Here is a 19,899-nt window from a genome sequence, read left to right as displayed (position 1 = left end):
TTGACTCGTCGGCGACAACGCCTGATGGCCTGTTACCTGGCGTGGATGGTGGTGTTCACCGCCGTCTACTACACCAACCCCTCGCAGCGGATCATCTGGTGGACCGGCATCGGCCTCGGCGGCGTCGCCGCCATCGTCGTCGGCGTCCGTCTCAACCGCCCGTCCCACGCGCTGTTCTGGTACCTGCTGGCGCTCGCCAACCTCAGCTTCACCGCGGGCGAGGTGGTGCAGGTCATCCAGATGCAGTTCCTGCACCTGGGAAGCCCGTTCCCGTCCGTCGCCGACGGCTTCTACCTGGCCGAGTACCTGCTGTACGCGGCAGGCGTGTTGGGCTTCATCCGCTGGCGGACGGCGCATCAGGACCGCGCGAGCCTGCTCGACGCGCTCATCCTCACCATGGGCCTGGCGCTGCTCGCCTGGATCTACCTGATCCTCCCGTACACCCGGAACCCGGACCTCACCTGGTTCCAGAAGGCCGTGGCCATCGCCTACCCGCTCGGCGACGTGGTCGTCCTCGCCCTGCTGCTGCGGCTGGTGGTGCCGCGCGGCGGGTTCAGCCGCTCGCTCCAGCTGCTCGCCGTCGGCACCGTCGGCCTGCTGCTCTCCGACGTCGCGTACGGCCTGATCCTGCTACACGGCAACTGGCACATCGGCACCCCCGTCGACCTCGGCTGGGCCGCCTTCTACACCGCCTGGGGCGCGGCGGCGCTGCACCCGTCGATGGTCGAACTGACCAGACCCATCCCCAGCCAGCAGCCCGACCTCAGCCCCGGGCGGCTCGCCCTGCTCACCCTGGCCTCGCTGATCGCGCCGACCATCCTGATCGTCGAGTCGCTGAGCGGGAACACCAGCAACGCCGGTGTCATCGGCGCCTTCTCCGCGGTCATCTACCTGCTCGTCCTGGCCCGGCTGGCCGTGGTGGTCCGGGCCCGGCGGCAGGCCGTCGCGCGCGAACGCGCGCTGCGCGTGGCCGGCTCCTCGCTCACCGCGGCGGTCACCGTCGAGGAGGTCGCCGACGCCGTGCAGGCCGCCGCCGCCACGCTGATGCCGACCGAGGACGGCCACGTCGCCCTGCTCGCCGTCACCGAGGGCGGCGTGCTGCACGTCCGGCACGCCCAGCGCGGCGCCGGCCACCACCCGATCGACGGCGGCGACTCCGACGAGGTGCTCGCCCTGGCCGCCTACCGGGAGACCAGGCTGCTGCCCGTCGAGGCCGTCGGCACCGACCTCGCCGCCCGGTTCGACGGCATGCCCAGTGCCCTGCTCTGCCCGCTCACGCTCGCCGAACGCCCCTCCGGGGACCCGCTGATCGGCGCGCTCATCGTCACCGGCACCGAACAGGAGCTGACCAGCCTCTGGGGCTCGCTGGAGATCCTGGCCGCCCAGGCCGCCCTGGCCGTCGAACGCGTCACGCTGAGCCAGGAGATCAACCGCCGCAACAGCGAGGCCTACTTCCGGACCCTGGTTCAGAGCGCCAGCGACGTCATCCTGATCCTCAACTCCGACGACTCCGTCCGCTACGCCTCGTCCTCCTCCGCCGAACGCGTCCTCGGCTACCCGGACCTCAACGGCACCCTGATCACCGACCTCGTCCCGCCCGAGGACAGCCGCGCCGTCGGCGGCGCGCTGGCCCGGATGCGCGGCCCGGACGGCGCCGGCAGCCGGTCCGGCGGCGACACGCAGCGTGAGCACTGGCGGCTGCTGCGCTCCGACCGCACCCTGATCGAGGCCGAGGTCCGCTGCAACGACCTGCGCGACGACCCGACCGTCGGCGGTCTGGTGCTCACCCTGCGCGACGTCACCGACCAGCGGCAGATGGAGCGCGAGCTCACCCACCGCGCCTTCCACGACTCGCTCACCGGCCTGGCCAACCGCGTGCTCTTCCTGGACCGGGTCGGCCACGCGCTCTCCCGGGGCGAGCGCAGCGGCGCCGTCACGGGCGTGCTCTTCATCGACCTGGACGACTTCAAGATGGTCAACGACACCCAGGGGCACGCGGTCGGCGACGAACTGCTGGTCGCCGTCTCGCTGCGGGTCTCCACCGCGCTGCGCACCTCCGACACGGCGGCCCGGCTGGGCGGCGACGAGTTCGCGGTGCTGGTCGAGGACGCGGTGCGCCCGGCCGACGTGGGCAGGATCGCGGACACCGTGCTGGCCGCGTTCGGGGAGCCGTTCAAGCTGAGCGCGGGCGCGGTCCGGGTGACCGCCAGCATCGGGGTGGCGACCACGGAGGACAGCGTGGACACCACCGAGCTACTCAGCCACGCCGACCTGGCGCTGTACTCGGCGAAGGCGGCCGGAAAGCGGCAGTGGTGCCCGTACCAGCCCGCGCTGCAGGCCGGGATGGTGGAGCGGCACGAGCTGAACGAGAACCTGGACACCGCGATCGCCGAATCCGCGTTCCGGCTGTACTACCAGCCGATCGTCGACCTGGCGACGGGCGACCTGGTCGCCTTCGAGGCGCTCGTCCGGTGGCCGCACGACCGGCGCGGCATGGTCCTGCCCGACGAGTTCATCGCCCTCGCCGAGGAGAGCGGACAGATCGTGCCGCTCGGCGCCTGGGTACTGGAGCGCGCCGCCCAGGAGGCCGCCGCCTGGCACCGGCAGAGCTCCTCCGACCGCGCCGTCGGCGGCCGGCCCCCGCTGCGGGTCAACGTCAACGTCTCCGCCCGGCAGTTCCGCGACGCGGGCTTCGTCGACGTGGTGCGCGGCGCCGTCCGGACCTCCGGGATCCCCGCCGAGTCGCTGGTGCTGGAGCTCACCGAGTCCGTGCTGATGCGCCGCGACGGGCGCGTCCACACCGACATGCGGACGCTGGCCGAGCTCGGCGTCGGCATCGCCATCGACGACTTCGGCACCGGGTACTCCTCGCTGTCGTACCTGCGGGAGTTCCCGATCTCCATCCTCAAGATCGACAAGTCCTTCATCGACGGCCTCGGCAGCTCCCCGCAGCAGTACGCGCTGGTGGAGGGCATCACCCGGATCGCGGACACGCTCGACGTCCAGGTCATCGCGGAGGGCATCGAGAACCCCGAGCAGCGCGACCTGCTCGCCGCCATGGGCTGCCCGCTCGGCCAGGGCTACCTCTTCGCCCACCCGCTCACGCCCGACCAGGCCCGCGCCTTCATCGCCGAGTGGCCCGCCCCGGCCTCCGCCGCTTCCCCGGTCGCCCCGGCCGACGCGGCCGCCCCGCCCGAGCCCGAGCCGGTCCGCCGCACCGAGTGACGGCGGCCTCGGACCGCCGCCCCCGCGCGGGCTCAGGGCCGGTGCGCGAGCACGTCCAGTTCGGCCGCGAAGAGCACGGCGGGATCGAAGCCCATCCCGGCGAAGTGGCCGGCGAGCTCCAGGGACAGCACTCCGTGCAGGCGGGTCCAGAAGGTCAGGAACCGGTGCAGCGCCCCGGGTGCGGCGGGGTGGCCGCCCGCCCAGCCCCGGTGGTCCTCCAGGTAGGTGCCGAACGGCGTCGCCGGGCCGTCCGGGACGAGCGCCGCGCACGCGTCGAGCAGGGTCGTCATGATCTCGTTCGAGACGGCGGTGACGTCCTCGGGCGCCCGGTAGCCGGGGACGGGCGTGCCGTAGATCAGGAGGTACCGCTGGGGGTCGGCCAGGGCCCAGCCGCGCAGGGCGTGGGCCAGTCCGGCCAGGTCGGCCCCGGTCGCGGCGGCCGTGCGGAGGGTGTCGGCGAGGCTCCGGTACGCCTCGCGGACCAGTTCGGTGATCAGGTCGTCCCGGCTGGCGAAGTAGCGGTAGAGCGCCGGCCCGCTCATGCCCATCTGCTTGGCGATCGCGTTGAGGGAGAGCGCGGACGCCCCCGCCGTGGCGATCTGCTCCCAGGCGCGTTCGGTGATCTCCGCGCGCACCTGGGCCCGGTAGCGCTCCCGGGGGGTGTCCGCGCCCGCCTTCGCCATGACCTGCCGCCTTCCCGTCCCTGCACAGCTAGATGCTCAAGGATTGGTTAGAAGCTATCACGCAACCCGTTGACTCCGCCCTCCGCATTGCGTTACAACTTCTAACGAACGCATGAGCATCTAGCTCAGCACGGGAGCGCGGGGTCCGGGCCCAGCACTCCCCCGACCACCCGAGGGGAATCCCATGTCCGGCATCCGCAGCACCGGCACCCGCAGCACCGGCACCCACGTCACCCGCACCCATGTCACCCGCCTCCGCACCGCTCTGGTCACCGTTCCGCTCGCCGCCGCGCTGCTCGGCACCGCCGCCGCACCCGCCGGCGCCGCCACCCCGGCGCACGCACGGTCCCTCACCTGCCAGGGCAGGGGCGTCGACCCCGACGCCCTCGTCCGCCACCGGACCGGGATCGTGATCGACGCGCCGCTGCGCACCGTCTGGAAGCTCCAGACCGACGTCGAGCGCTGGCCCGCGTGGCAGGCCCCCGTCCGGAGCGTCGAGCGGCTCGACCACGGCCCCTTCCACAAGGGCTCGGCCTTCCGGTGGACGACCCCGCTGCCGCCCAACCCCGCGACCCCCGCCACCAGCCTGGAGATCACCTCCACCGTCCGGCAGATCGCGCCGGGTTCGTGCATCCGCTGGACCGGCCCCGCCCTCGCCGAGGGGCTGCGCGTCGACGGCGTGCACGTGTGGACCTTCACCGCGCTCCGGGGCGGCGGTGTCCGCGTCACCACCGAGGAGACCCACAGCGGCCCCCAGGTCGAGGCGAACGTCCCGTTCGCGACCGAGGTCCTCCGCCAGGGCCTGGAGTCGTGGCTGCTCGACCTGAAGACCACCGCCGAGGCCCGCTCCCACGGCGGAGCGCACTGAGCCCCGCCGTCCACCGCCCCGGCCCTCCCCCCGGGGAGGCGTCCGGGGCGGTGCCGCTGACCAGCAGGTTAGGCTCTGCGGCATGCCTGCCGACCCTGCCGACCACCACCACACGTGCGCCTGCTGCGCGGAACAGCTGGACGGCCCGCCGCTGTCCTACGGAGCTCCGGCTCCGGAGGGCTGGAAGCCCCGCTACGCACGGCGCCGCGACAGCGAGCTGACCGCCGACCAGTGCATGATCAAGGGCCGGGACTTCTTCGTCCACGGCCTGATCGAGATACCGGTGCGCGACAGCGGCGACACCTTCTCCTGGGGCGTCTGGGTCTCCCTCAGCGAGGCGAACTTCGCCCGGACGCACGACCTGTGGGAGGACCCGGCACGCGAGCAGGAGCCCCCGTACTTCGGCTGGCTCTTCACCGAGCTGCCGGCCTATCCGGACTCCACCCTCATGCTCAAGACCCACGTCCGCACCCGCGCCGTCGGCCGGCGCCCGCTGATCGAGCTGGAGCCCACCGACCACCCCCTCGCGGTCGAGCAGCGCGAGGGCATCACCACCGCCCGCGTGCAGGAGTTCGCGGACCTCCTCCTCCGGGGCTGACACCCCGGAGGAGGCCCCCGTGCGCGGTGCCGGGCACTACCGCCCGGCGGCCCGGAACGGCTCGGCCGCGGCCAGCACCCGCGGCGGCAGGTACGGGGACTCGACCCGGATCCGCCAGCCCCGGCGCCGGGCGTGGCAGGCGAGCCCCAGCACCCGGAGATCGAGCGCCGAATCGCAGCTGTCCGCGCGGTCGGCGACCAGGTAGTGGTCGCGGTGGGCCTCCAGCGCGTCCGCCAGGGCCAGGTTGAAACTCTCCTCGTCGCCGTCGACCAGCTGCGAGAAGAGCGTCACGGGCGGCGGGAAGAAGCCCCAGTCCTTCCCCTGCTCGACCTCCGCCAGGGCCCGCTCCGTCGCCGGGACGGGGTCCTCGCCCCGGAGGTAGTCGTGCAGGGCCCCCGGGAAGGAGGCGAACGCCGAGCGGGGGGCGCCGTCCGGGCGGGCCACGTCGGGGCCCGCGACGACCAGCGGGGCGAGGTCCTCGCGCGCGCCGGAGATCAGGGCGAGGGCGACCGCGTCGCACCAGGCCCAGGGGCCGGCCTCCTCCTCGCGACAGGTGGCGGGGTAGCGCAGCGTCCGGCCGTCGATCACCACCTCCACCTCGCTGCCCGGCTCGGCGAGCGCCGTCCGGAACACGGCCGCGCTCATCCGGGAGGCCCGGCGCAGCGCAGCGAGGTCGTCCTCCGTGACGTCGGCCGCCTGCGAGGCGCGGGTCTTGAGGAAGATCTCCTCGTAGCGGGCCGCGCTCGCCAGCCGCCACACGGCGAGCGGCTTCCCGTCGACCGGGGTGAACGCCTCCTCGATCTGCCGGGTGACGAACTCCGCGCCGTCCGGGGAGACGGGCAGCGGCTCGCCCGGCCGGTCGATCGTCAGGGGCCGGGCGGCCAGGGCGGCGACCGCGTCCGGGCGGCGGTCCCGGCCGAACGGCCCGACGCGCGGGCCGGGCGTCTCGAAGCCGGTGACCAGGGCGCGCGGGAGGTAGTCGGTGTCGGCGGCCGGCCACCAGCCCGGGCCCCGGTACGCGAGCGCGGCGAGGGCGAGCGGGACCAGCGGGAGGAGGCTGCCGGGCTGGGCGTGGACGGGGTTCGTCCGGCTCTGCCGGAGCAGGAGCCCGGTCAGTCCGGCGTCGAACGCCTCGCGGTCCCCGGCGACGAGGGCGCGCAGCGTGCGCAGGGCGACGGCGTGCGGCCGGTCGAGCAGGTCCTCGCCGGTCGCCTCGCCGCGCCTGCGGACCCGCTCCAGCGCGGTGTCGACGGCGGCGAGCCGCTCCCGCCGGCTCGGCGGGTAGGACGCGTCCTCGTCGTCGAGGACGCCGACGGCCTGGGCGAGGAGGCCGGTGGCGAGTTCGGCGACGGGGTCGCCCTCCCGGGCCGGGCCGAACTTCTGCCGGGCGAAGCAGAAGGCCTCGCCGTGGTACTCGGCCTTGCCCGAGAGGATCGCGAGGCAGAACGCGTCGACCCATTCGTGGGGGGCGACCTCGTTGCGGCCCTGCCCATGGTCCTCCTCGCGCGGCTCGTAGCTCATCCCGAAGTTCACGTAGTCGAGGAAGACGTGGAAGTCGACGTGCGGGAAGTACGCCGCGTACGCGACGGCGCCGGCGGCGGCCTCGGTGGCGTCCTTGAGGACGGCCCTGGCCTCCGGGTCGTCCAGGGCGGGCCGCTCGGCGGAGAGGGCGCCCAGGTACTCCAGGAACTCCTCGGCGAGGTACTGCCATTCGCCGGTGGTGATCGGCCCGGCCTTCGACATGGAGCGGACCTCCCGCCCGATCCGGTTCGTGAAGTCCTCGCGCGTCGCCGAAAGCAACGCCTCGCCCACCTGGTGACGCTCTATCCGCACAGCCCTGCTCCTTGCTCACTGAACTGCCCGTCAGCCTACGGGCGCCGTCCGACACCGGCCGGGCCGGGCCGGTCACGGAGGCCGGGACCGGCGGGGCACGGCCGGGCCGGCGGCGGCTACGCCTGCGGCCGCAGGTAGGCGCCCGCGCGGGCGGCGGCCTCGGCGGCGTCGGCGGCGCGGTCGGCGGCGGCCTCGTCGAGGGGGTCGCCGGTGGTCAGCATCCGGTAGTAGAGCGGGGCGGAGACGGCGCGGACCACCTCGGCCGGGTCGGTGCCGGGCGGGAGTTCGCCGCGCTCGACCGCTTCGGCCACGCAGGGCGCCCACTCGGCGACCCGGACGCGGTAGAAGCGGTGCAGCGCCTCGGCGGCCGCCTCGTCGCAGGTGGCGGCGGTGAGCACGGCGCGGAACAGCGCGCCTTGGCGCGGGTCGGCGAGGGTCCGGGCGACGAGCCGGGCGTTGGTCCGCAGGTCCTCGCGGAGCGAGCCGGTGCGGGCGCGGGGCAGGGACTGCTCGGCCATGTCCGCGAGCAGGTCGGCCATCAGCGCGCCGGTGGAGCCCCAGCGGCGGTAGACGGTGGTCCGGCCGACCTCGGCCCGGCGGGCGACGTCGCCGAGGTCGAGGCCGGCGAAGCCGGTCTCGACGAGCGCGTCCTCGGCGGCCCGCAGCACGGCGGTGCGGACCCGGGCGGTCCGGCCGCCGGGCCTCTGGGTGCCGGGGGTACCGGCGGTGCCGGGGGCGGTCGGGGTGTCCGGGGCGTCGGGGGTGTCGGGTGCGCCCGGGGCGTCGGGGGTGGCGTTCTCCGGGTTCATTAACGGGACTCCTGTTCCGTTAGTGGCTGGCATGGTGCTAGGGTCAAGGCATCTTAACGGAACCACAGTCCCGTTAGCGGTCGCCAGCCGAACAGGCGCGCCGCCGGGGCGCGGAGGGAGCACCACCATGGAGTACCGCCAGCTCGGGGCGTCCGGTCTCAAGGTCCCCGCACTCTCGCTCGGCACCGGCACCTTCGGCGGCCGCGGCCCGCTCTTCGGGGCCTGGGGCACCACCGACGCGCAGGAGGCGCGCCGCCTGCTCGACGTCGCCATCGACGCCGGCCTGACCATGTTCGACACCGCCGACGTCTACTCCGACGGCGCCTCCGAGGAGGTGCTCGGCCAGGCGGTCAAGGGCCGCCGGGACCAGGTGCTGATCTCCACCAAGGCCGGACTGCCCACCGGCGACGGCCCCAACGACGCCGGCACCTCCCGCGCCCGCCTGATCACCAGCGTCGACACCGCCCTGCGCCGCCTCGGCACCGACTACCTCGACCTCTTCCAGCTGCACGCCTTCGACGCCGCCACCCCCGTCGAGGAGGTGCTCGCCACCCTGGACGACCTGGTCCGCGCCGGGAAGGTCCGCTACACCGGCGTCTCCAACTTCTCCGGCTGGGAGCTGATGAAGTCGCTCGCCGCCGCCGACACCCACAGCCGCCCCCGCTACGCCGCCCACCAGGTCTACTACTCGCTGGTCGGCCGCGACTACGAGTGGGAGCTGATGCCGCTCGGCCACGACCAGGGCGTCGGCGCCCTGGTCTGGAGCCCGCTCGGCTGGGGCCGGCTCACCGGCAAGATCCGCCGGGGCGCCCCGATCCCGGCCGGCAGCCGCCTGCACGACACCGCCGACTACGGCCCGCCGGTGGACGACGAGCTGCTGTTCGACGTCGTGGACGCGCTCGACGACGTCGCGAAGGAGACCGGGCGCAGCATCCCGCAGGTGGCGATCAACTGGCTGCTGCGGCGGCCGACCGTCTCGTCCGTCATCATCGGCGCCCGCAACGAGGAACAGCTCCGGCAGAACCTCGGCGCGGTCGGCTGGGAGCTGACGGAGGAGCAGGTCGCCCGCCTCGACACCGCGAGCGCCCGCACCGCCCCGTACCCCTACTTCCCGTACCGCCGCCAGGAGGGCTTCGCCCGCCTGAACCCGCCGCTGGCCGGCTGAGGGACCGGGGAGCGGGCGGGCCCGCCGGTGCCACTGCCCGCCGAAACCCGGTTGTCGGAGGGCCGTCACCTCGGGCAGAGTCGCCCGCATGATCGAACTGCGTGCACTGACCTCCGACGACTGGCCGCTCTGGCGTGAACTGCGCCTGGCCGCCCTGGCCGAGGCGCCCTACGCCTTCGGCTCCACCCTCGCCGACTGGCAGGGCGAGGGCGACCGCGAGGAGCGGTGGCGCTCCCGCCTGGAGATCCCCGGCGCCCGCGACCTGGTCGCGTTCGTCGACGGCGTGCCGGCCGGGATGGCGAGCGGCGTGCCGGGCGAGGACGCGGACGGGAAGCCGGACCCGGCGAGCGCCGAGCTGATCTCGATGTGGGTCGGCCCGGCGGCGCGCGGGCGGGGCGTCGGCGAGCTGCTGGTCGCCGAGGTCGAGGCCTGGGCGGCCGCGCAGGGCCGCACCTCCCTGCGGCTGGCCGTGATGCCGGACAACGAACGCGCCATCGCCCTCTACGAGCGGCGCGGCTTCACCGACACCGGTGAGGAGGGCGACCTCCTCCCGGACGGCGTCAGCCGCGAGCGCGTCCTCGCGAAGCCGGTGAGCGCCGGATGAGCGTCCCCGCGCCGCGACCGGCGCGACCGGCACCGAGCGTCCACGTCATCGACGTGGACGCCGTGGACGCGGACCACCTCGCGGTCGTCGTGCGGTGCGTGGAGCCCACGCGCCTCGGTGCGCGGTTCCACTGCACGAACCGGCGGGGTGACGCGGTCGAGCTCTCCCTCGTGGAGATCCGGCGCTACCCCGCCCTCGCCGTCGACGAGCTGGATCCGCCGCACGGCGCCCGCCTGCTCCTCGCCGGGGCGGGCGCGGGGCTCGGCACCGGTCCGGACGGTGTCGACGTACGGGCCGGGGACGTCCTCCTCGGCGTCCAGCCGGCCGCCTGACCGGAGACGCGGGACCCGACCGCCGGAGCGGGCCGGCGCCGCACAGCGCCGGCCCGCTCCGGTGCGACCGCGGTCGCGCACCCCGACGCTCAGCCGAGCGGCAGGTCCAGGTAGGCGGCCGCGCCGTCGGCCGCCGAGGTGACGGTGGTGGTGCTGCCCTCCTTGCCCGCGAAGGAGTACAGCTGGTCGCGGCTGTTGACCACCAGGGCCAGGCGGTGGCCGTTCGGCAGGTCGTAGGCCGTGGGCTGGAGCCGCCAGCGGACGGTGCGGTCCTCGCCGGTCTGCAGCTCCGACACGGTGAACGGCTCGTGCGTGATGATCCGTGCGGTGCCGTCCGGAGCGACGTCGAACAGGTAGGCCACCAGAGTGGTGGCCTTCCCGGTGCCGCGGACGGTGAGGCGTACCTCCGCTGCGCCGCGGATGGGCCGGGCGACGCCGTCCCGGCCGGTCAGCGGCTCGCTCGACCAGACCAGCAGCTGCTGCCGCTCGAACTTCGCGAGGTCGTAGGTCTTGGGGTTGCCGTACCACTCCTTCTGGCCGGTCTGCAGGAGGGCGTCCACCGCGGTGGCGGTGGTCAGCTCACCGGCCGCGAAGTCCCGCTCCCAGTCCCCCGCCGGGGTCGTGGTCAGCGCACCGTCGCCGGACCCGCCGGTGGCGGTGGGGTACCACCGCTCGCTGCCGGAGCTGACGTCCTCCCACGTCGCGTGCTCCTCGCGGCGGGCCGGGGCGACGATCAGGTTGTTTCCGCCCGGGAGCGGGGTGGTCCGGTAGGTGAACATGACCTGGGTGCTCACCTGCGGCCAGGTCGGCACCTCGTTGGCGACACCGAGCAGGTGGTGGTCCAGCCAGTCGTACGCCTCCCGGATCGGCTCCCGCAGGCCCGGGAAGGGCAGGCCGGTCGGGAGGCCGGCCAGGCCGGGGCCCTCGGGGGCACCGTGGTCGCCGATCCACAGGTTCAGCCGCTTCGGCACCGTGAGCCGGGTGAAGAGGTCGATCGTCTGGCCGGCCGGGAAGAGGGTCTCGTGCCAGGTGTTGGAGAAGAAGGTCGGTACGTGCCGCCCGTTGGTGAGCTCCAGGTAGGCCTCCGGGGACCGGACCGTGCCCCACTCCACGACGCTGTCGAGGTTCTCGCCGTTCAGGAAGTCCGTGAGGATCCGCCGGGCCTCCTCGTCGAACTTCTCCTCCAGCGTGCCTCCGGTGAAGTCGATCAGCGCCTCGACGGCCTTGAGGTGCTGGGTGCCGTTGTCGTACAGGCTGGTGGCGAGGTTCCCCCAGGTGCTCAGCGCGACGACGGCGGCGACCCGCTGGTCGTGGGCGGCGACCAGCTGGCTGATCCCGGAGCCGTAGGACTCGCCGAGGAACCCGATCCGCTGCGGGTCGACAGCGTCGCCGAACTGCGAGAGCGCGTAGTCGATCACCGCCGACCCGTCGGCCACGTCCTTGGGCCCGGCGACGTCGATGAAGCCCTCGGACGTCGAGACGAGCCCCGGGGTGCCGAGCCCCCGGGGCGTGTAGGCCAGCACGTGGTAACCGCGCTGCGCCAGCGTGAGGTACGCGTACAGGAACGGCAGCCAGCCGAACGGGTTCCACCCGGCGGGCAGGACCACGAGCGGACGCGGCTCCGTGCCGCTCAGCTTGATGGAGAAGGCCGACAGCCGGACCTCTTCCGAGACGGCGATCTGCGGCAGGCCGATCGCGGACCGCTGCCGGACCTCGTCCACCAGGCTCGACAGTCCCGCCGGGAGTGTCCCGCCCGCCTCGCCCTGAAGGGCGGCGAGCAGGGCCCTGGCCGTGTCGACGGCGGCCTGGTTGACCTTCAGGTCGGGGCCCCAGAAGCCGTTGGCCGCGATGTCGTCGAGCGTCGCGTCGGTGATCGACGGAGTCGGCTCTCCACCGGATGCAGTCATGCGGAACCACCCTCGGTTCGGTAACGGATACGGGTTCCCGGGGGCAGACCCCCGGAGGCGGCGCGGGACGCTCCGGCCCGGGCGGGCACGGCCCCGCAGGCGCCGAACGACATCCTTGTCACCCTGGGCGCGCGGAAACTGATGCCGCTTCATATTCACTGGGAGGAGTGAAAATACGACTGACCCCGCGGCGATTCCCCCACGCGACGGCGTGAGCATGCTAAGAAGACACCTCATTTGGGCGGGTTGAGCAGACGCCGCGTGTGCTGATCGTTGAGCGGCTGGTGCCGGACGAGCTGTGGGAGTTGTTCCAGTTGGTGGTGCCGGACGCTCCGGTGCGCCCGCAGGGTGGTGGCCGGCAGCGCCACGGGGATCGCGAGGTGCTGGCGGCGATCGTGTTCCCAGGCCCTGCTCTATCAGGTGGTCCGCCGGCTGGGACGGTGCTGAGCGGAGCCGTTCGAGGTGGGTGCCGCCAGGCGCACCGTGCGACGGCGAGGGCGAGTTGAGGCAAGTCTCCTGGAGTCGAACGGCAGCTTCGTCTGACCGGGCGCCGCGGTCGGGCACTTGGCGGTGTCCTCGGGCACGAGCCTGGGGTAGCCGACCAGGACACGCTTCGCAATGGGGGCGAAGTAGCCGATGCGGTCGAGCAGCTCCTCCAGCTCCCCACCGACCCGCTCGAACTGATCGTCCAGCCACCGCTTTCCGTCCCCGGTCTCGAAGAACTCACCGCACTTGGCGGCCGGCTCGTCCTTGTCCACCGGGTCTCCCGGCAGCAGAGAGGGGTTCCGGAGCTCGTCGGAGCACTGCTTCAGGATGCGGTTGAAGCCCACCGTGTTGCCGCCCAGGCTTCCCACGGTCAGCTGGGTGTCCTGCTTGAGCGCGTCCTGCTGCGGCGGGAGCTCGCCGGCGCCGAAGGGCAGCTCCTGCTTCTCCCAGAAGTGGTGGACGAGGGAGCCTCCGCAGGAGACGTCCACCTGGACGTCGAGCGTGATGTTCTTGTCGGCCAGACTCCGGGTGGCGACGGCGGGATAGTTCTCCTTCGCCTGGAAGCACCAGCCCCTCTCGCTGTCCATCGCAGACGTGCGCAGCAGTCGACTACGCGCGGTTCGCACGAGAGGAATACGCCCTGTCTCCCCGCACCCGCAGCGGGCGGGTCGGGCGAGTCCGTGGCCGGCCAGCACCGGGCCTGGGAACCCGGATCGCTTTCAGGACCGGCTCGAACTGAGGACTGTCGCCCCGCCGGCCTGCCGTGACCAGCAGCGACAACGGTTTCCGGCCTGCTCGCACGCCAGATGGATCTTCGTGGTGAACCCGCCCCGGGACCTGCCCAGACGGGTAGGCTCGTAGGTATGGGAATTGACTGGGAGAACATACTCGGCGCAAGCGGTAACGGCCTCGACGATGCCTACGACAGCGCGGTCTCCGCGGCCATCTACAGCGATGACCCGGGGGAGGACCGTCTGCCACTCCCAGTCGGCGAAGAGCACGACGACACAGACGGCTTGCGCTGAACCGAGCGCACGCACGAAACGCCCCGGCATGCCGCGGCGTTTCGCCGTCTCAGAGATTCGTGTCAGGTCAGGGGTCGGTTTCCTGACCTGACACCGCCGACAGCAACGCGCACATGCGACGGGTCAACGACGGTCCCGGCTACACACCCACGCACACGACACACCAGTATCAGCTCGACCTTTAGCAGAGAGCGGACGGGCCGGACCGGGACTTCACCCCGCCCGGCCTGTCCGTGCTTTCGATACACGCCCCAAAACACGGCCTAGCAACGTCGGGGTGCACGTGGCCGCCTTCGCCAGCATCGCCGCAGCCCTCATTTGCACCCGACGACCATCCAAATGAGATGTCTTCTAAAGCTTGTTGCAGAAGTCTGGGTGTGGGCAGGTCGGTGTGGTCCGGCCTGCTGGTTTCATGCGGTTCGGGCGAGGTTGTGCATGTGTGCGACGGCCTGCACGGCCACCGGCAGGACCCGATCGGGCGGCGGCAGGCACCACGCCCTGCCGCCGCCCGGCCCGTTGCCACCCCGCTCCCGCACCACCCGCACCGCCTCACCGCAGCGGGCCGTCGAGTAGTTGCGCGCGCTCACCGGTAGCGTTTGAGCGCGGACGCGAGCCTGCGGCGCGCCTCCGGCCCGAACAGCGCCATCTCGGAGTAGTCGGCGAACGCCTGCGCGTAGACGCCGATCTCGTGGGGCTGGGTCAACCGCAGGTAGCCGCTGACCAGTTCGACGGAGGTCTGCGTGTCGTCGAACATGTAGAAGTCCTCTGCCGGTGAGCGTCGCCGACCGGCGTGGAAGGGGATGATGCCCAGGCTCACGGCGGGCCGGGTGCTGAACTCGATGAGGTTGCCGAGCTGGCCCGCCATCGTCGCGGTGTCGGCGACGCCGGTGTAGAGCACCGACTCCTCGATCAGGATCGCGAAGGTGCGCCGGCGGCTGCGGTGGAGCATCGCCTGCCGGTCCATGCGGGAGTCGAGTGCGGCGTCCACGTCGCCTTCCGTGCCGCGGGCGCGTTGTACGGCGGTGAGCACCGCCCGGGTGTACTCGCGGGTCTGGAGCATGCCGGGTACTACGCGGTGGGCGTAGACGCGGAAGTGGCGTGTGCGGCGGTACAGGTCGAGGGCGCCGGGGAGCTCAGGCCGGCAACCGGTACTTCGAGACCGGCCGCTTCGACACCACCGAAACGAGCTACTGCCGCGTGTCGCGGCAGGCCCTCGTGGTCGCCCTGTCCGATACCGTCCGAGAGGAACAGGCCGCATGACCCTGCTCGAACTGCTGGAGGCGTCCGGCGCCCCCGTGATCACCGACCTCATCGACGCCTCCGCCGCCGGCCCGACCGTCGCCAAGTTCGACAACCGGCCGACGTGGGACAACGCCAACGCCGCACCGTTCGACAACCGGCCGACCTGGGACAACTGGGACAAGCAGGGCAAGAAGTAGCCGCCCGCCGGTGCCGGGCCCGCACCGCGCGGGCCCGGCACCCGGCCCGAGTGAGAGCAGCACCGTGACCGACCGCACCTTCCGCCGTATCACCGTCAACCTGCCCGGCATCGACGACGGCTACCTGTCCAACATCACCACCCTCGACAACCCGCGCGGCATCGTCCAGGAGTTCCGCTACGCCGACGCGGACCTGCGCTCCCTGGAGCTGGCCGACGCCACCCTCGGCACCGGCCGCATCTCCGCCCTGCGCGCCGAACGCCTGCGCCTGGACCAGGTCCGGGCGGACTCCGTGGAGTTCGAGGACTGCAACCTCGCATCCGCCCAGTGGAGCGACAGCAAGCTCTCCCGCGTCGTCTTCCGCAACTGCAAGCTCATGGGCTCGACCTGGAGCGGCATCGTGCTCGACAACGTCATCTTCGACAGCTGCAAGCTCGACTTCTCCTCCTTCACCCAGGTCCGGGCGACCGGGCCGGTCGTCTTCTCCAAGTGCACCCTCACCGAGGCCGCCTTCACCGGCTGCGACCTGAGCCGAGCCGTCATCGACGCCACCGAGCTGCGCCAGGCCGAGTTCGAGCGCGGCTCCTACCAGGAACTCGACCTGCGGGGCAACGACCTGTCCGAGCTGCGGGGAGCAGCGCATCTGGCGAAGGTCATCATCGACCGCGGTCAGGAGGTCGAACTCGCACGCGCCCTGGCCACCGAGCTGGAAGTCGTCTTCGGAGACCAGCTGGACGACCCCCCGGCGGGCGGTCGCCGGTGAGCCTGAGCATCGCCCTGCCCGCCGACGAGCTCCGCCGACGCTGCGAGTCCGCAGCCGTCCGCATCAGCACCGGCGAAGCCGACCACGAGGACGGCGCGGTGGTCCCGGCCGGCCCCTGGCAGCCGCTCAGCGACGCCCTGTGCCGGCACCTGGCACCCGGGGCCGACGCGGCCGGCGCCGCCCTGGTCGAGCTGGTCCGCGCCGCCGACATCCGCCCGGCCCTGCTCACCGAGCCGCACGTCACCGCGCTCGGCCGCGCCGACAGCCCCGCCCTCGCCCTCACCACGACCCCGAACTACCGTGACGGCCGCCGCATCGGCCTGCACGTCGACAACTGGGACAAACTCGACTACCGGCACCGGGCGACCGGCAGGCGGCGCCTGTGCGTGAACCCGGTTCCCGGCACCCGATACCTCCTGATCTGCGACACCGACATCCGGGCCATCTGCCGCGCCACCCGACCCGACTACGCGACGTGCTACCCCCACACCGACGACCTTCGCGCGTACGTGGCCGCAGCTCTGCCCCTGACATGCCTGCGCATCCGCCTCGGGCCGGGCGACGGCTACCTCGCCCCCACGGAGTACCTGCCTCACGACGGCTCCACCGAGGACTGCGTCGAACCGTCAGCAGCAGCGTTCTGGCTCGGCCGCTGGTCCCGTGGCACCTTCGGGCCCGGCGCCCGGACTGGCGACCCCGAACAAGGGAATGCCGCGTATAAGAGTTGACGCGGAAGCGCGCCGAAATCACCTTGGTACTGCAACGGTGCTTACCGTCATGAGGCATCAGCTCTCTGGCTGGTGCCTCGTCTCTTGTAGTGGCTGGTGCGGGCCTGATGCCGGCGTCGGCGACGCCAGCGGGACCAGTGCAGGACGTGGTCGACATTGCGGCGAACAGGTCGAACGAGGTGGGCGATCAGCCGGCGGATCTCGGGGGCGGTGAGCGGGATCAGGTCTGGCGTTCGAGCAGGTCCGGCCCCTTTTCGAGGTGCTTGGCCCGGTACGCCTGGGACTCTTGCACCGGCTCGCCCAGGAGCTTCCGGGTCCGGCGGGTCTTCCACTGCGCGTGGTTCACGGGCTCTCCTCCTCGGTCCGGTCGTAGACGTGCTCGGCCGGACCGTGGCCCGCTTCCGGCAGGTGATCCCGACGGCGCCACCGCCCATGGAAAACGCCTGGATGCGAGCATATCGAGGGCCCGGACGGCAGCCGTGAGGAGCGGAACTCGAAGCCCTGGAAGCCCACTTGCCGATTCGCCGCCACCCCGTGCACACAGCGGTGCCGCCCGACCGGGTGGACGGGCGGCAGCGGGCGGGTGGAGGCGGCTAGCGGGCCGGGTGGGGGTGGCCGAGGTGGGGGAAGACGGGGAGCAGGTCGGCGTGCGGGGGGATGTGGTCGGAGGTGATCTTGCCGCCCGAGACCAGGGCGAGGCGCGCCGAGGTCACGTCGTCGGTGAGCGTGCGGCCGTTGGGGTAGGCGGCCGGGCGGGAGCGGTCGTAGCGGAGGACGTCGGGCAGGACGAGCTTCAGCGTCTCCGTCGCGGCCTCGGTCGTGTAGTCGCCGGTGTGCTGGAGGACCGCCGTCCACGGCTCCCGGTACTTCTCCCAGTCGTCGGCGGGCTCGCCCGCGTTGTACGCGTCCTTCACCTCCTCCGCGTTGAAGTACGCGGTGAGGGAAGGGTGGGCGCCCCGGTCGACGGAGAGCAGTTGCCCGTCGACGTGCAGGCTCACCCGCGCCCAGACGCCGAACTCGGGATCGGTGCCGAGGTCCGAGTCCGGGACTTCGAGGGCGATGCCGAGGACGTTGGCCTCCGCCATGGCGTCCTTGCCCGTCCAGGTGAAGTTGTCGACGATCCCTTCGAGGTCGGCGAAGAACGGGTCGCTGCGCAGGCCGACGGAGAGTCGCCGCCCGTCCGCCTCGGCGATGTGCGGGGTACCGCCGAAGGCCACCGGGACGTCGGCGAACAGGACGTCGCCGCCCGCCTCGTGCTTCTGGGCGGCCGCGCCCGTCGCCCGCCGGACGGTGACGGTCTGGCCGCCCGGGGAGTCGGGGGCGGAGAAGGTGAACGAGTAGGCGACGTCGGCACGGTGGTCGCCGTCGGTGTCGACGTTGAGGCGGTAGACGGCGTCGGGGTGGAACGCGGCGCCGGGGACCGTCGCGTACGGGTGCGCGTCCAGGATGAGGACGGTCCGGCCGAGGGCGCCGGCCGCGGGGAAGGCGAACAGGTCGGTGAGGTCGAGCCGGGCGTCGCCGCGCGGCGAGCGGAGGTTCGGACCGCTGAGGTGGTGGGACATGGCCGCAGTGCTACCAGGACGGCTGGTACAGGACGGGGAGGACACCCGTACAGACCGCGGCCGTCCGCCTGATGGCGGACGGCCGAGGGTGTGGTGAGGGTAGGTCAGGCGGTGGCGCGGGCGAACGAGACGAACGCCTGCCAGGCCGCCGGGGAGAAGGTGAGATGGGGACCGGACTTGTCCTTGGAGTCACGCACGAGGACAGCGGCCGTCACACCAGCGACCTCGACGCAGGCGGCGCCCTCATTGGTGCTGTAGCTGCTCTTGTGCCAAGCGATCTCTACGCAGTTCGCGTCTTCATTGGTGCTGTGACTGCTCTTGAACCACTCCAGCTCGGCCATGCTCACTGCTCTCCCAGAATCTGCTCGATCAGGGCCAGGGACTCACTCAGCCCCAAGGCCTGAGCCCGGATGCTGCTGTACCGTGCGGCCATATTACGGACTTCCTCGGGATCCGTGATCAGTCTATTGACGTGCTGAGCGGCGACGTATCCAATCTGCGGACGCCCGGGCGGAGTGAGGAGCGTAAACGAGCCGCCCATTCCGGCATGCCGAACCCTGCCCAGCGGCATCACCTGAAGCTCCAGACCTCGCATCTGTCCGACCTTCAGCAGATGGGCAAGCTGTTCCTGCTGTACCTCCAGCCCGCCCAACGGTCGACGCAACACGCTCTCGTCGATGACCCAACTGATCACCGGGAGAGGCCAGCGATTGAGAATCTCCCGTCGGGCCAACCTGGCCGCCACCCACTGATCGACCTGCTCCGGGGACAGAAGTGGCCTGCGCATCTCGTACAACTCCCGAATGTACGCCTCAGTCTGCAAGAGCCCAGGCAAAACCATGGTGCTGTAGTCGTGGATCTCGATCGCCTTCGCTTCCTCCGTTGTGAAGGCCTTCGACCACGCAGGATGCCGCGTACTCACCCGGATCTTAGCCTTCATGACGTCGTCCGCGACGGCCTTCAACAGCCCGCTCGCGCCCAGGAGTTCATCAGCAGCCGCAAGGAACTCCACCCGCGGGGTCCGCCGGCCCCGCTCGATCGACCCGATGAGGTCCTCGCCGTAGCCGAGCCTTTCGGCCATCTCACGCTGCGTCAGCCCAGCGCGCTCCCTCAGGAGTTTGATCTGCTTGCCGACCGCGCTGTAGAACTCCGCAACGCCCTCGGAGCCCTCCGGCAGGTCGCCATCCTCGAAAACGATCCGCTCGCCCGCACCCACTGCGACCACCCCGTTCCGGTACTACCGCGTCTTTGATCGGTTATCCCGAGGCCAACCGACAGGCCGACAATCCGCTTCCGCACAGGCACCCTCCGTACTCACCGGGTGCCTGGTCAGCGTACTTCCAGGCCCGCACGATTTACCTCATGAAGTCCGAATTCCCCCTCGACAACGACGCCCCGCGCGCCCACTCCGCGCTCCTCTCCTCCACCCCCAAGGGGGCGGCGATCGGCCGCCGGATCGCCAGACAGCAACTGACCGCCTGGGGCGTCAACTCCCTCTCCCCGGAGGGCTATCACTCCGCTCTCCTGATCGTCGCCGAGCTGGCCGCGAACGCGTCCGTGCACGGGCGCACCCCGGGGCGCGGGTTCGAACTGGCGCTCACCCTCACCACCGTGCGCCGGTCGCGCACCACCGTGCTCCGCATCGAGGTCTCCGACTGCCGGGGCGACCGCCACCCCGTCCTCCCCGCCACCTGCTCCGCCGACTCCCAGTCGGGCCGTGGCCTCACGCTCGTCGACGCCCTCGCCGACCGCTGGGGCACCCTCCCCCGCCACCCCAGCGCCAAGACCGTGTGGGCCGAGTGCGCTCTGGAAGCGCCTGTCTGTATTCCCGGTGCAACCGGGAGGAATTCGGAGGATATTCCTGGGTCAAAT

At 72.2% G+C, this 19,899-nt stretch carries 21 protein-coding genes and 4 pseudogenes; 13 read left to right on the top strand and 12 right to left on the bottom strand.

The genetic code is table 11. The features are described 5' to 3' along the window. Positions 1–3,225, top strand: a complete 3,225-nt coding sequence (locus AC067J_RS09960) for a putative bifunctional diguanylate cyclase/phosphodiesterase (RefSeq protein ID WP_478297421.1) — start codon at positions 1–3, stop codon at positions 3,223–3,225. A 32-nt stretch (positions 3,226–3,257) separates the two neighbouring features. Here AC067J_RS09960 and AC067J_RS09955 read toward each other — a convergent pair whose 3' ends face one another. After that, positions 3,258–3,908 carry a TetR/AcrR family transcriptional regulator gene (locus tag AC067J_RS09955; RefSeq protein WP_478297419.1) on the bottom strand — a complete coding sequence of 217 codons (651 nt, stop codon included), beginning with the start codon at positions 3,906–3,908 and terminating at the stop codon, positions 3,258–3,260. A gap of 184 nt (positions 3,909–4,092) precedes the next feature. On the opposite strand from AC067J_RS09955, the gene AC067J_RS09950 reads away from it, so the two are divergent. Together AC067J_RS09950 and AC067J_RS09945 are read left to right on the top strand one after the other, a co-directional pair. Next, positions 4,093–4,776, top strand: coding sequence for an SRPBCC family protein (locus tag AC067J_RS09950; protein ID WP_478297417.1), 684 nt, complete (start codon positions 4,093–4,095; stop codon positions 4,774–4,776). An 82-nt stretch (positions 4,777–4,858) separates the two neighbouring features. Further along, positions 4,859–5,374: a DUF2199 domain-containing protein gene (locus tag AC067J_RS09945; protein WP_478297415.1), complete on the top strand. Its 516-nt coding sequence runs from the start codon at positions 4,859–4,861 to the stop codon at positions 5,372–5,374. Positions 5,375–5,410: 36 nt separating this feature from the next. Here the strand turns inward: AC067J_RS09945 and AC067J_RS09940 are convergent, their stop codons facing one another. Together AC067J_RS09940 and AC067J_RS09935 are read right to left on the bottom strand one after the other, a co-directional pair. After that, complete coding sequence (locus AC067J_RS09940) at positions 5,411–7,207, bottom strand: immunity 49 family protein (protein WP_478297413.1); 1,797 nt, start codon at positions 7,205–7,207, stop codon at positions 5,411–5,413. 116 nt (positions 7,208–7,323) lie between these two features. Beyond that, the gene (locus AC067J_RS09935; RefSeq protein WP_478297411.1) at positions 7,324–8,016 is read right to left on the bottom strand and encodes a TetR/AcrR family transcriptional regulator; all 693 of its coding nucleotides are present in this window, start codon (positions 8,014–8,016) and stop codon (positions 7,324–7,326) included. Between the two features lie 127 nt (positions 8,017–8,143). Between AC067J_RS09935 and AC067J_RS09930 the strand changes: the two genes are divergently transcribed. From AC067J_RS09930 to AC067J_RS09920, 3 genes are all read left to right on the top strand, one after another. After that, complete coding sequence (locus AC067J_RS09930) at positions 8,144–9,181, top strand: aldo/keto reductase (protein WP_478297409.1); 1,038 nt, start codon at positions 8,144–8,146, stop codon at positions 9,179–9,181. 88 nt (positions 9,182–9,269) lie between these two features. After that, the gene (locus tag AC067J_RS09925) at positions 9,270–9,785 is read left to right on the top strand and encodes an N-acetyltransferase family protein (RefSeq protein ID WP_478297407.1); all 516 of its coding nucleotides are present in this window, start codon (positions 9,270–9,272) and stop codon (positions 9,783–9,785) included. Further along, on the top strand, positions 9,782–10,117 hold the full coding sequence (locus AC067J_RS09920; RefSeq protein WP_478297405.1) for a hypothetical protein: 336 nt from the start codon (positions 9,782–9,784) through the stop codon (positions 10,115–10,117). The genes AC067J_RS09925 and AC067J_RS09920 overlap by 4 nt, the downstream gene beginning before the upstream one ends. Positions 10,118–10,206: 89 nt before the next feature. On the opposite strand, the gene AC067J_RS09915 is transcribed toward AC067J_RS09920, so the two are convergent. Beyond that, complete coding sequence (locus AC067J_RS09915; RefSeq protein ID WP_478297403.1) at positions 10,207–12,024, bottom strand: CocE/NonD family hydrolase C-terminal non-catalytic domain-containing protein; 1,818 nt, start codon at positions 12,022–12,024, stop codon at positions 10,207–10,209. Positions 12,025–12,287: 263 nt separating this feature from the next. Here AC067J_RS09915 and AC067J_RS09910 point away from each other — a divergent pair. Beyond that, a pseudogene (locus AC067J_RS09910) lies at positions 12,288–12,425 on the top strand (IS5/IS1182 family transposase); the annotation flags it as partial. Between the two features lie 15 nt (positions 12,426–12,440). On the opposite strand, the gene AC067J_RS09905 reads toward AC067J_RS09910, so the two are convergent. Next, positions 12,441–13,097, bottom strand: coding sequence for an SGNH/GDSL hydrolase family protein (locus AC067J_RS09905; RefSeq protein WP_478297401.1), 657 nt, complete (start codon positions 13,095–13,097; stop codon positions 12,441–12,443). Positions 13,098–13,122: 25 nt separating this feature from the next. After that, positions 13,123–13,355, bottom strand: a pseudogene (locus AC067J_RS09900) (transposase); the annotation flags it as partial. A gap of 18 nt (positions 13,356–13,373) precedes the next feature. Between AC067J_RS09900 and AC067J_RS09895 the strand changes: the two are divergent. Together AC067J_RS09895 and AC067J_RS09890 are read left to right on the top strand one after the other, a co-directional pair. Continuing rightward, positions 13,374–13,535, top strand: coding sequence for a hypothetical protein (locus AC067J_RS09895; RefSeq protein ID WP_478297399.1), 162 nt, complete (start codon positions 13,374–13,376; stop codon positions 13,533–13,535). Between the two features lie 89 nt (positions 13,536–13,624). Beyond that, positions 13,625–13,720: pseudogene (locus AC067J_RS09890) on the top strand (GNAT family N-acetyltransferase); the annotation flags it as partial. Positions 13,721–13,987: 267 nt separating this feature from the next. On the opposite strand, the pseudogene AC067J_RS09885 reads toward AC067J_RS09890, so the two are convergent. After that, positions 13,988–14,080, bottom strand: a pseudogene (locus AC067J_RS09885) (IS5/IS1182 family transposase); the annotation flags it as partial. 38 nt (positions 14,081–14,118) lie between these two features. Continuing rightward, complete coding sequence (locus tag AC067J_RS09880) at positions 14,119–14,793, bottom strand: DUF5753 domain-containing protein (protein WP_478297398.1); 675 nt, start codon at positions 14,791–14,793, stop codon at positions 14,119–14,121. Between AC067J_RS09880 and amcA the strand changes: the two genes are divergently transcribed. The 3 genes from amcA to AC067J_RS09865 all read left to right on the top strand — a co-directional run bounded on the left by amcA (position 14,792) and on the right by AC067J_RS09865 (position 16,465). Continuing rightward, entirely contained in the window at positions 14,792–14,974 is a 183-nt protein-coding gene (gene amcA, locus AC067J_RS09875; RefSeq protein WP_478297396.1) for a multiple cyclophane-containing RiPP AmcA, read from the top strand. The two genes, AC067J_RS09880 and amcA, sit on opposite strands and share 2 nt — an antisense overlap. A 64-nt stretch (positions 14,975–15,038) precedes the next feature. Beyond that, positions 15,039–15,737 (top strand): pentapeptide repeat-containing protein, encoded by a 699-nt coding sequence (locus AC067J_RS09870; protein ID WP_478297394.1) that lies wholly within the window; start codon positions 15,039–15,041, stop codon positions 15,735–15,737. Continuing rightward, positions 15,734–16,465 (top strand): hypothetical protein, encoded by a 732-nt coding sequence (locus AC067J_RS09865; protein WP_478297392.1) that lies wholly within the window; start codon positions 15,734–15,736, stop codon positions 16,463–16,465. Before AC067J_RS09870 ends, AC067J_RS09865 begins: the two co-directional genes overlap by 4 nt. A gap of 220 nt (positions 16,466–16,685) precedes the next feature. Here AC067J_RS09865 and AC067J_RS09860 read toward each other — a convergent pair whose 3' ends face one another. From AC067J_RS09860 to AC067J_RS09845, 4 genes are all read right to left on the bottom strand, one after another. Then, the gene (locus AC067J_RS09860) at positions 16,686–16,811 is read right to left on the bottom strand and encodes a hypothetical protein (protein ID WP_478297391.1); all 126 of its coding nucleotides are present in this window, start codon (positions 16,809–16,811) and stop codon (positions 16,686–16,688) included. 247 nt (positions 16,812–17,058) lie between these two features. Further along, complete coding sequence (locus AC067J_RS09855; protein WP_478297389.1) at positions 17,059–18,027, bottom strand: DUF4331 family protein; 969 nt, start codon at positions 18,025–18,027, stop codon at positions 17,059–17,061. 104 nt (positions 18,028–18,131) lie between these two features. Continuing rightward, positions 18,132–18,368, bottom strand: a complete 237-nt coding sequence (locus AC067J_RS09850; protein ID WP_478297388.1) for a DUF397 domain-containing protein — start codon at positions 18,366–18,368, stop codon at positions 18,132–18,134. A 2-nt stretch (positions 18,369–18,370) separates the two neighbouring features. Continuing rightward, complete coding sequence (locus AC067J_RS09845) at positions 18,371–19,252, bottom strand: helix-turn-helix domain-containing protein (protein WP_478297387.1); 882 nt, start codon at positions 19,250–19,252, stop codon at positions 18,371–18,373. 137 nt (positions 19,253–19,389) lie between these two features. Here AC067J_RS09845 and AC067J_RS09840 point away from each other — a divergent pair. Next, positions 19,390–19,899 (top strand): ATP-binding protein (locus AC067J_RS09840; RefSeq protein ID WP_478297386.1); only part of this gene is annotated, 510 nt, incomplete at its 3' end.

This window comes from Kitasatospora sp. NPDC042419 (assembly GCF_056437345.1).
This window is presented reverse-complemented; position numbering and strand designations above follow the sequence as displayed.

Coding starts and splice junctions, on each gene's coding strand:
- AC067J_RS09935 (WP_478297411.1), bottom strand. CDS start 8,016: ATGAACCCGGAGAACGCCACCCCCGACGCCCCGGGCGCACCCGACACC.
- AC067J_RS09905 (WP_478297401.1), bottom strand. CDS start 13,097: ATGGACAGCGAGAGGGGCTGGTGCTTCCAGGCGAAGGAGAACTATCCC.
- AC067J_RS09945 (WP_478297415.1), top strand. CDS start 4,859: ATGCCTGCCGACCCTGCCGACCACCACCACACGTGCGCCTGCTGCGCG.
- AC067J_RS09855 (WP_478297389.1), bottom strand. CDS start 18,027: ATGTCCCACCACCTCAGCGGTCCGAACCTCCGCTCGCCGCGCGGCGAC.
- amcA (WP_478297396.1), top strand. CDS start 14,792: ATGACCCTGCTCGAACTGCTGGAGGCGTCCGGCGCCCCCGTGATCACC.
- AC067J_RS09915 (WP_478297403.1), bottom strand. CDS start 12,024: ATGACTGCATCCGGTGGAGAGCCGACTCCGTCGATCACCGACGCGACG.
- AC067J_RS09895 (WP_478297399.1), top strand. CDS start 13,374: ATGGGAATTGACTGGGAGAACATACTCGGCGCAAGCGGTAACGGCCTC.
- AC067J_RS09950 (WP_478297417.1), top strand. CDS start 4,093: ATGTCCGGCATCCGCAGCACCGGCACCCGCAGCACCGGCACCCACGTC.
- AC067J_RS09930 (WP_478297409.1), top strand. CDS start 8,144: ATGGAGTACCGCCAGCTCGGGGCGTCCGGTCTCAAGGTCCCCGCACTC.
- AC067J_RS09920 (WP_478297405.1), top strand. CDS start 9,782: ATGAGCGTCCCCGCGCCGCGACCGGCGCGACCGGCACCGAGCGTCCAC.
- AC067J_RS09955 (WP_478297419.1), bottom strand. CDS start 3,908: ATGGCGAAGGCGGGCGCGGACACCCCCCGGGAGCGCTACCGGGCCCAG.
- AC067J_RS09925 (WP_478297407.1), top strand. CDS start 9,270: ATGATCGAACTGCGTGCACTGACCTCCGACGACTGGCCGCTCTGGCGT.
- AC067J_RS09850 (WP_478297388.1), bottom strand. CDS start 18,368: ATGGCCGAGCTGGAGTGGTTCAAGAGCAGTCACAGCACCAATGAAGAC.
- AC067J_RS09880 (WP_478297398.1), bottom strand. CDS start 14,793: ATGCGGCCTGTTCCTCTCGGACGGTATCGGACAGGGCGACCACGAGGG.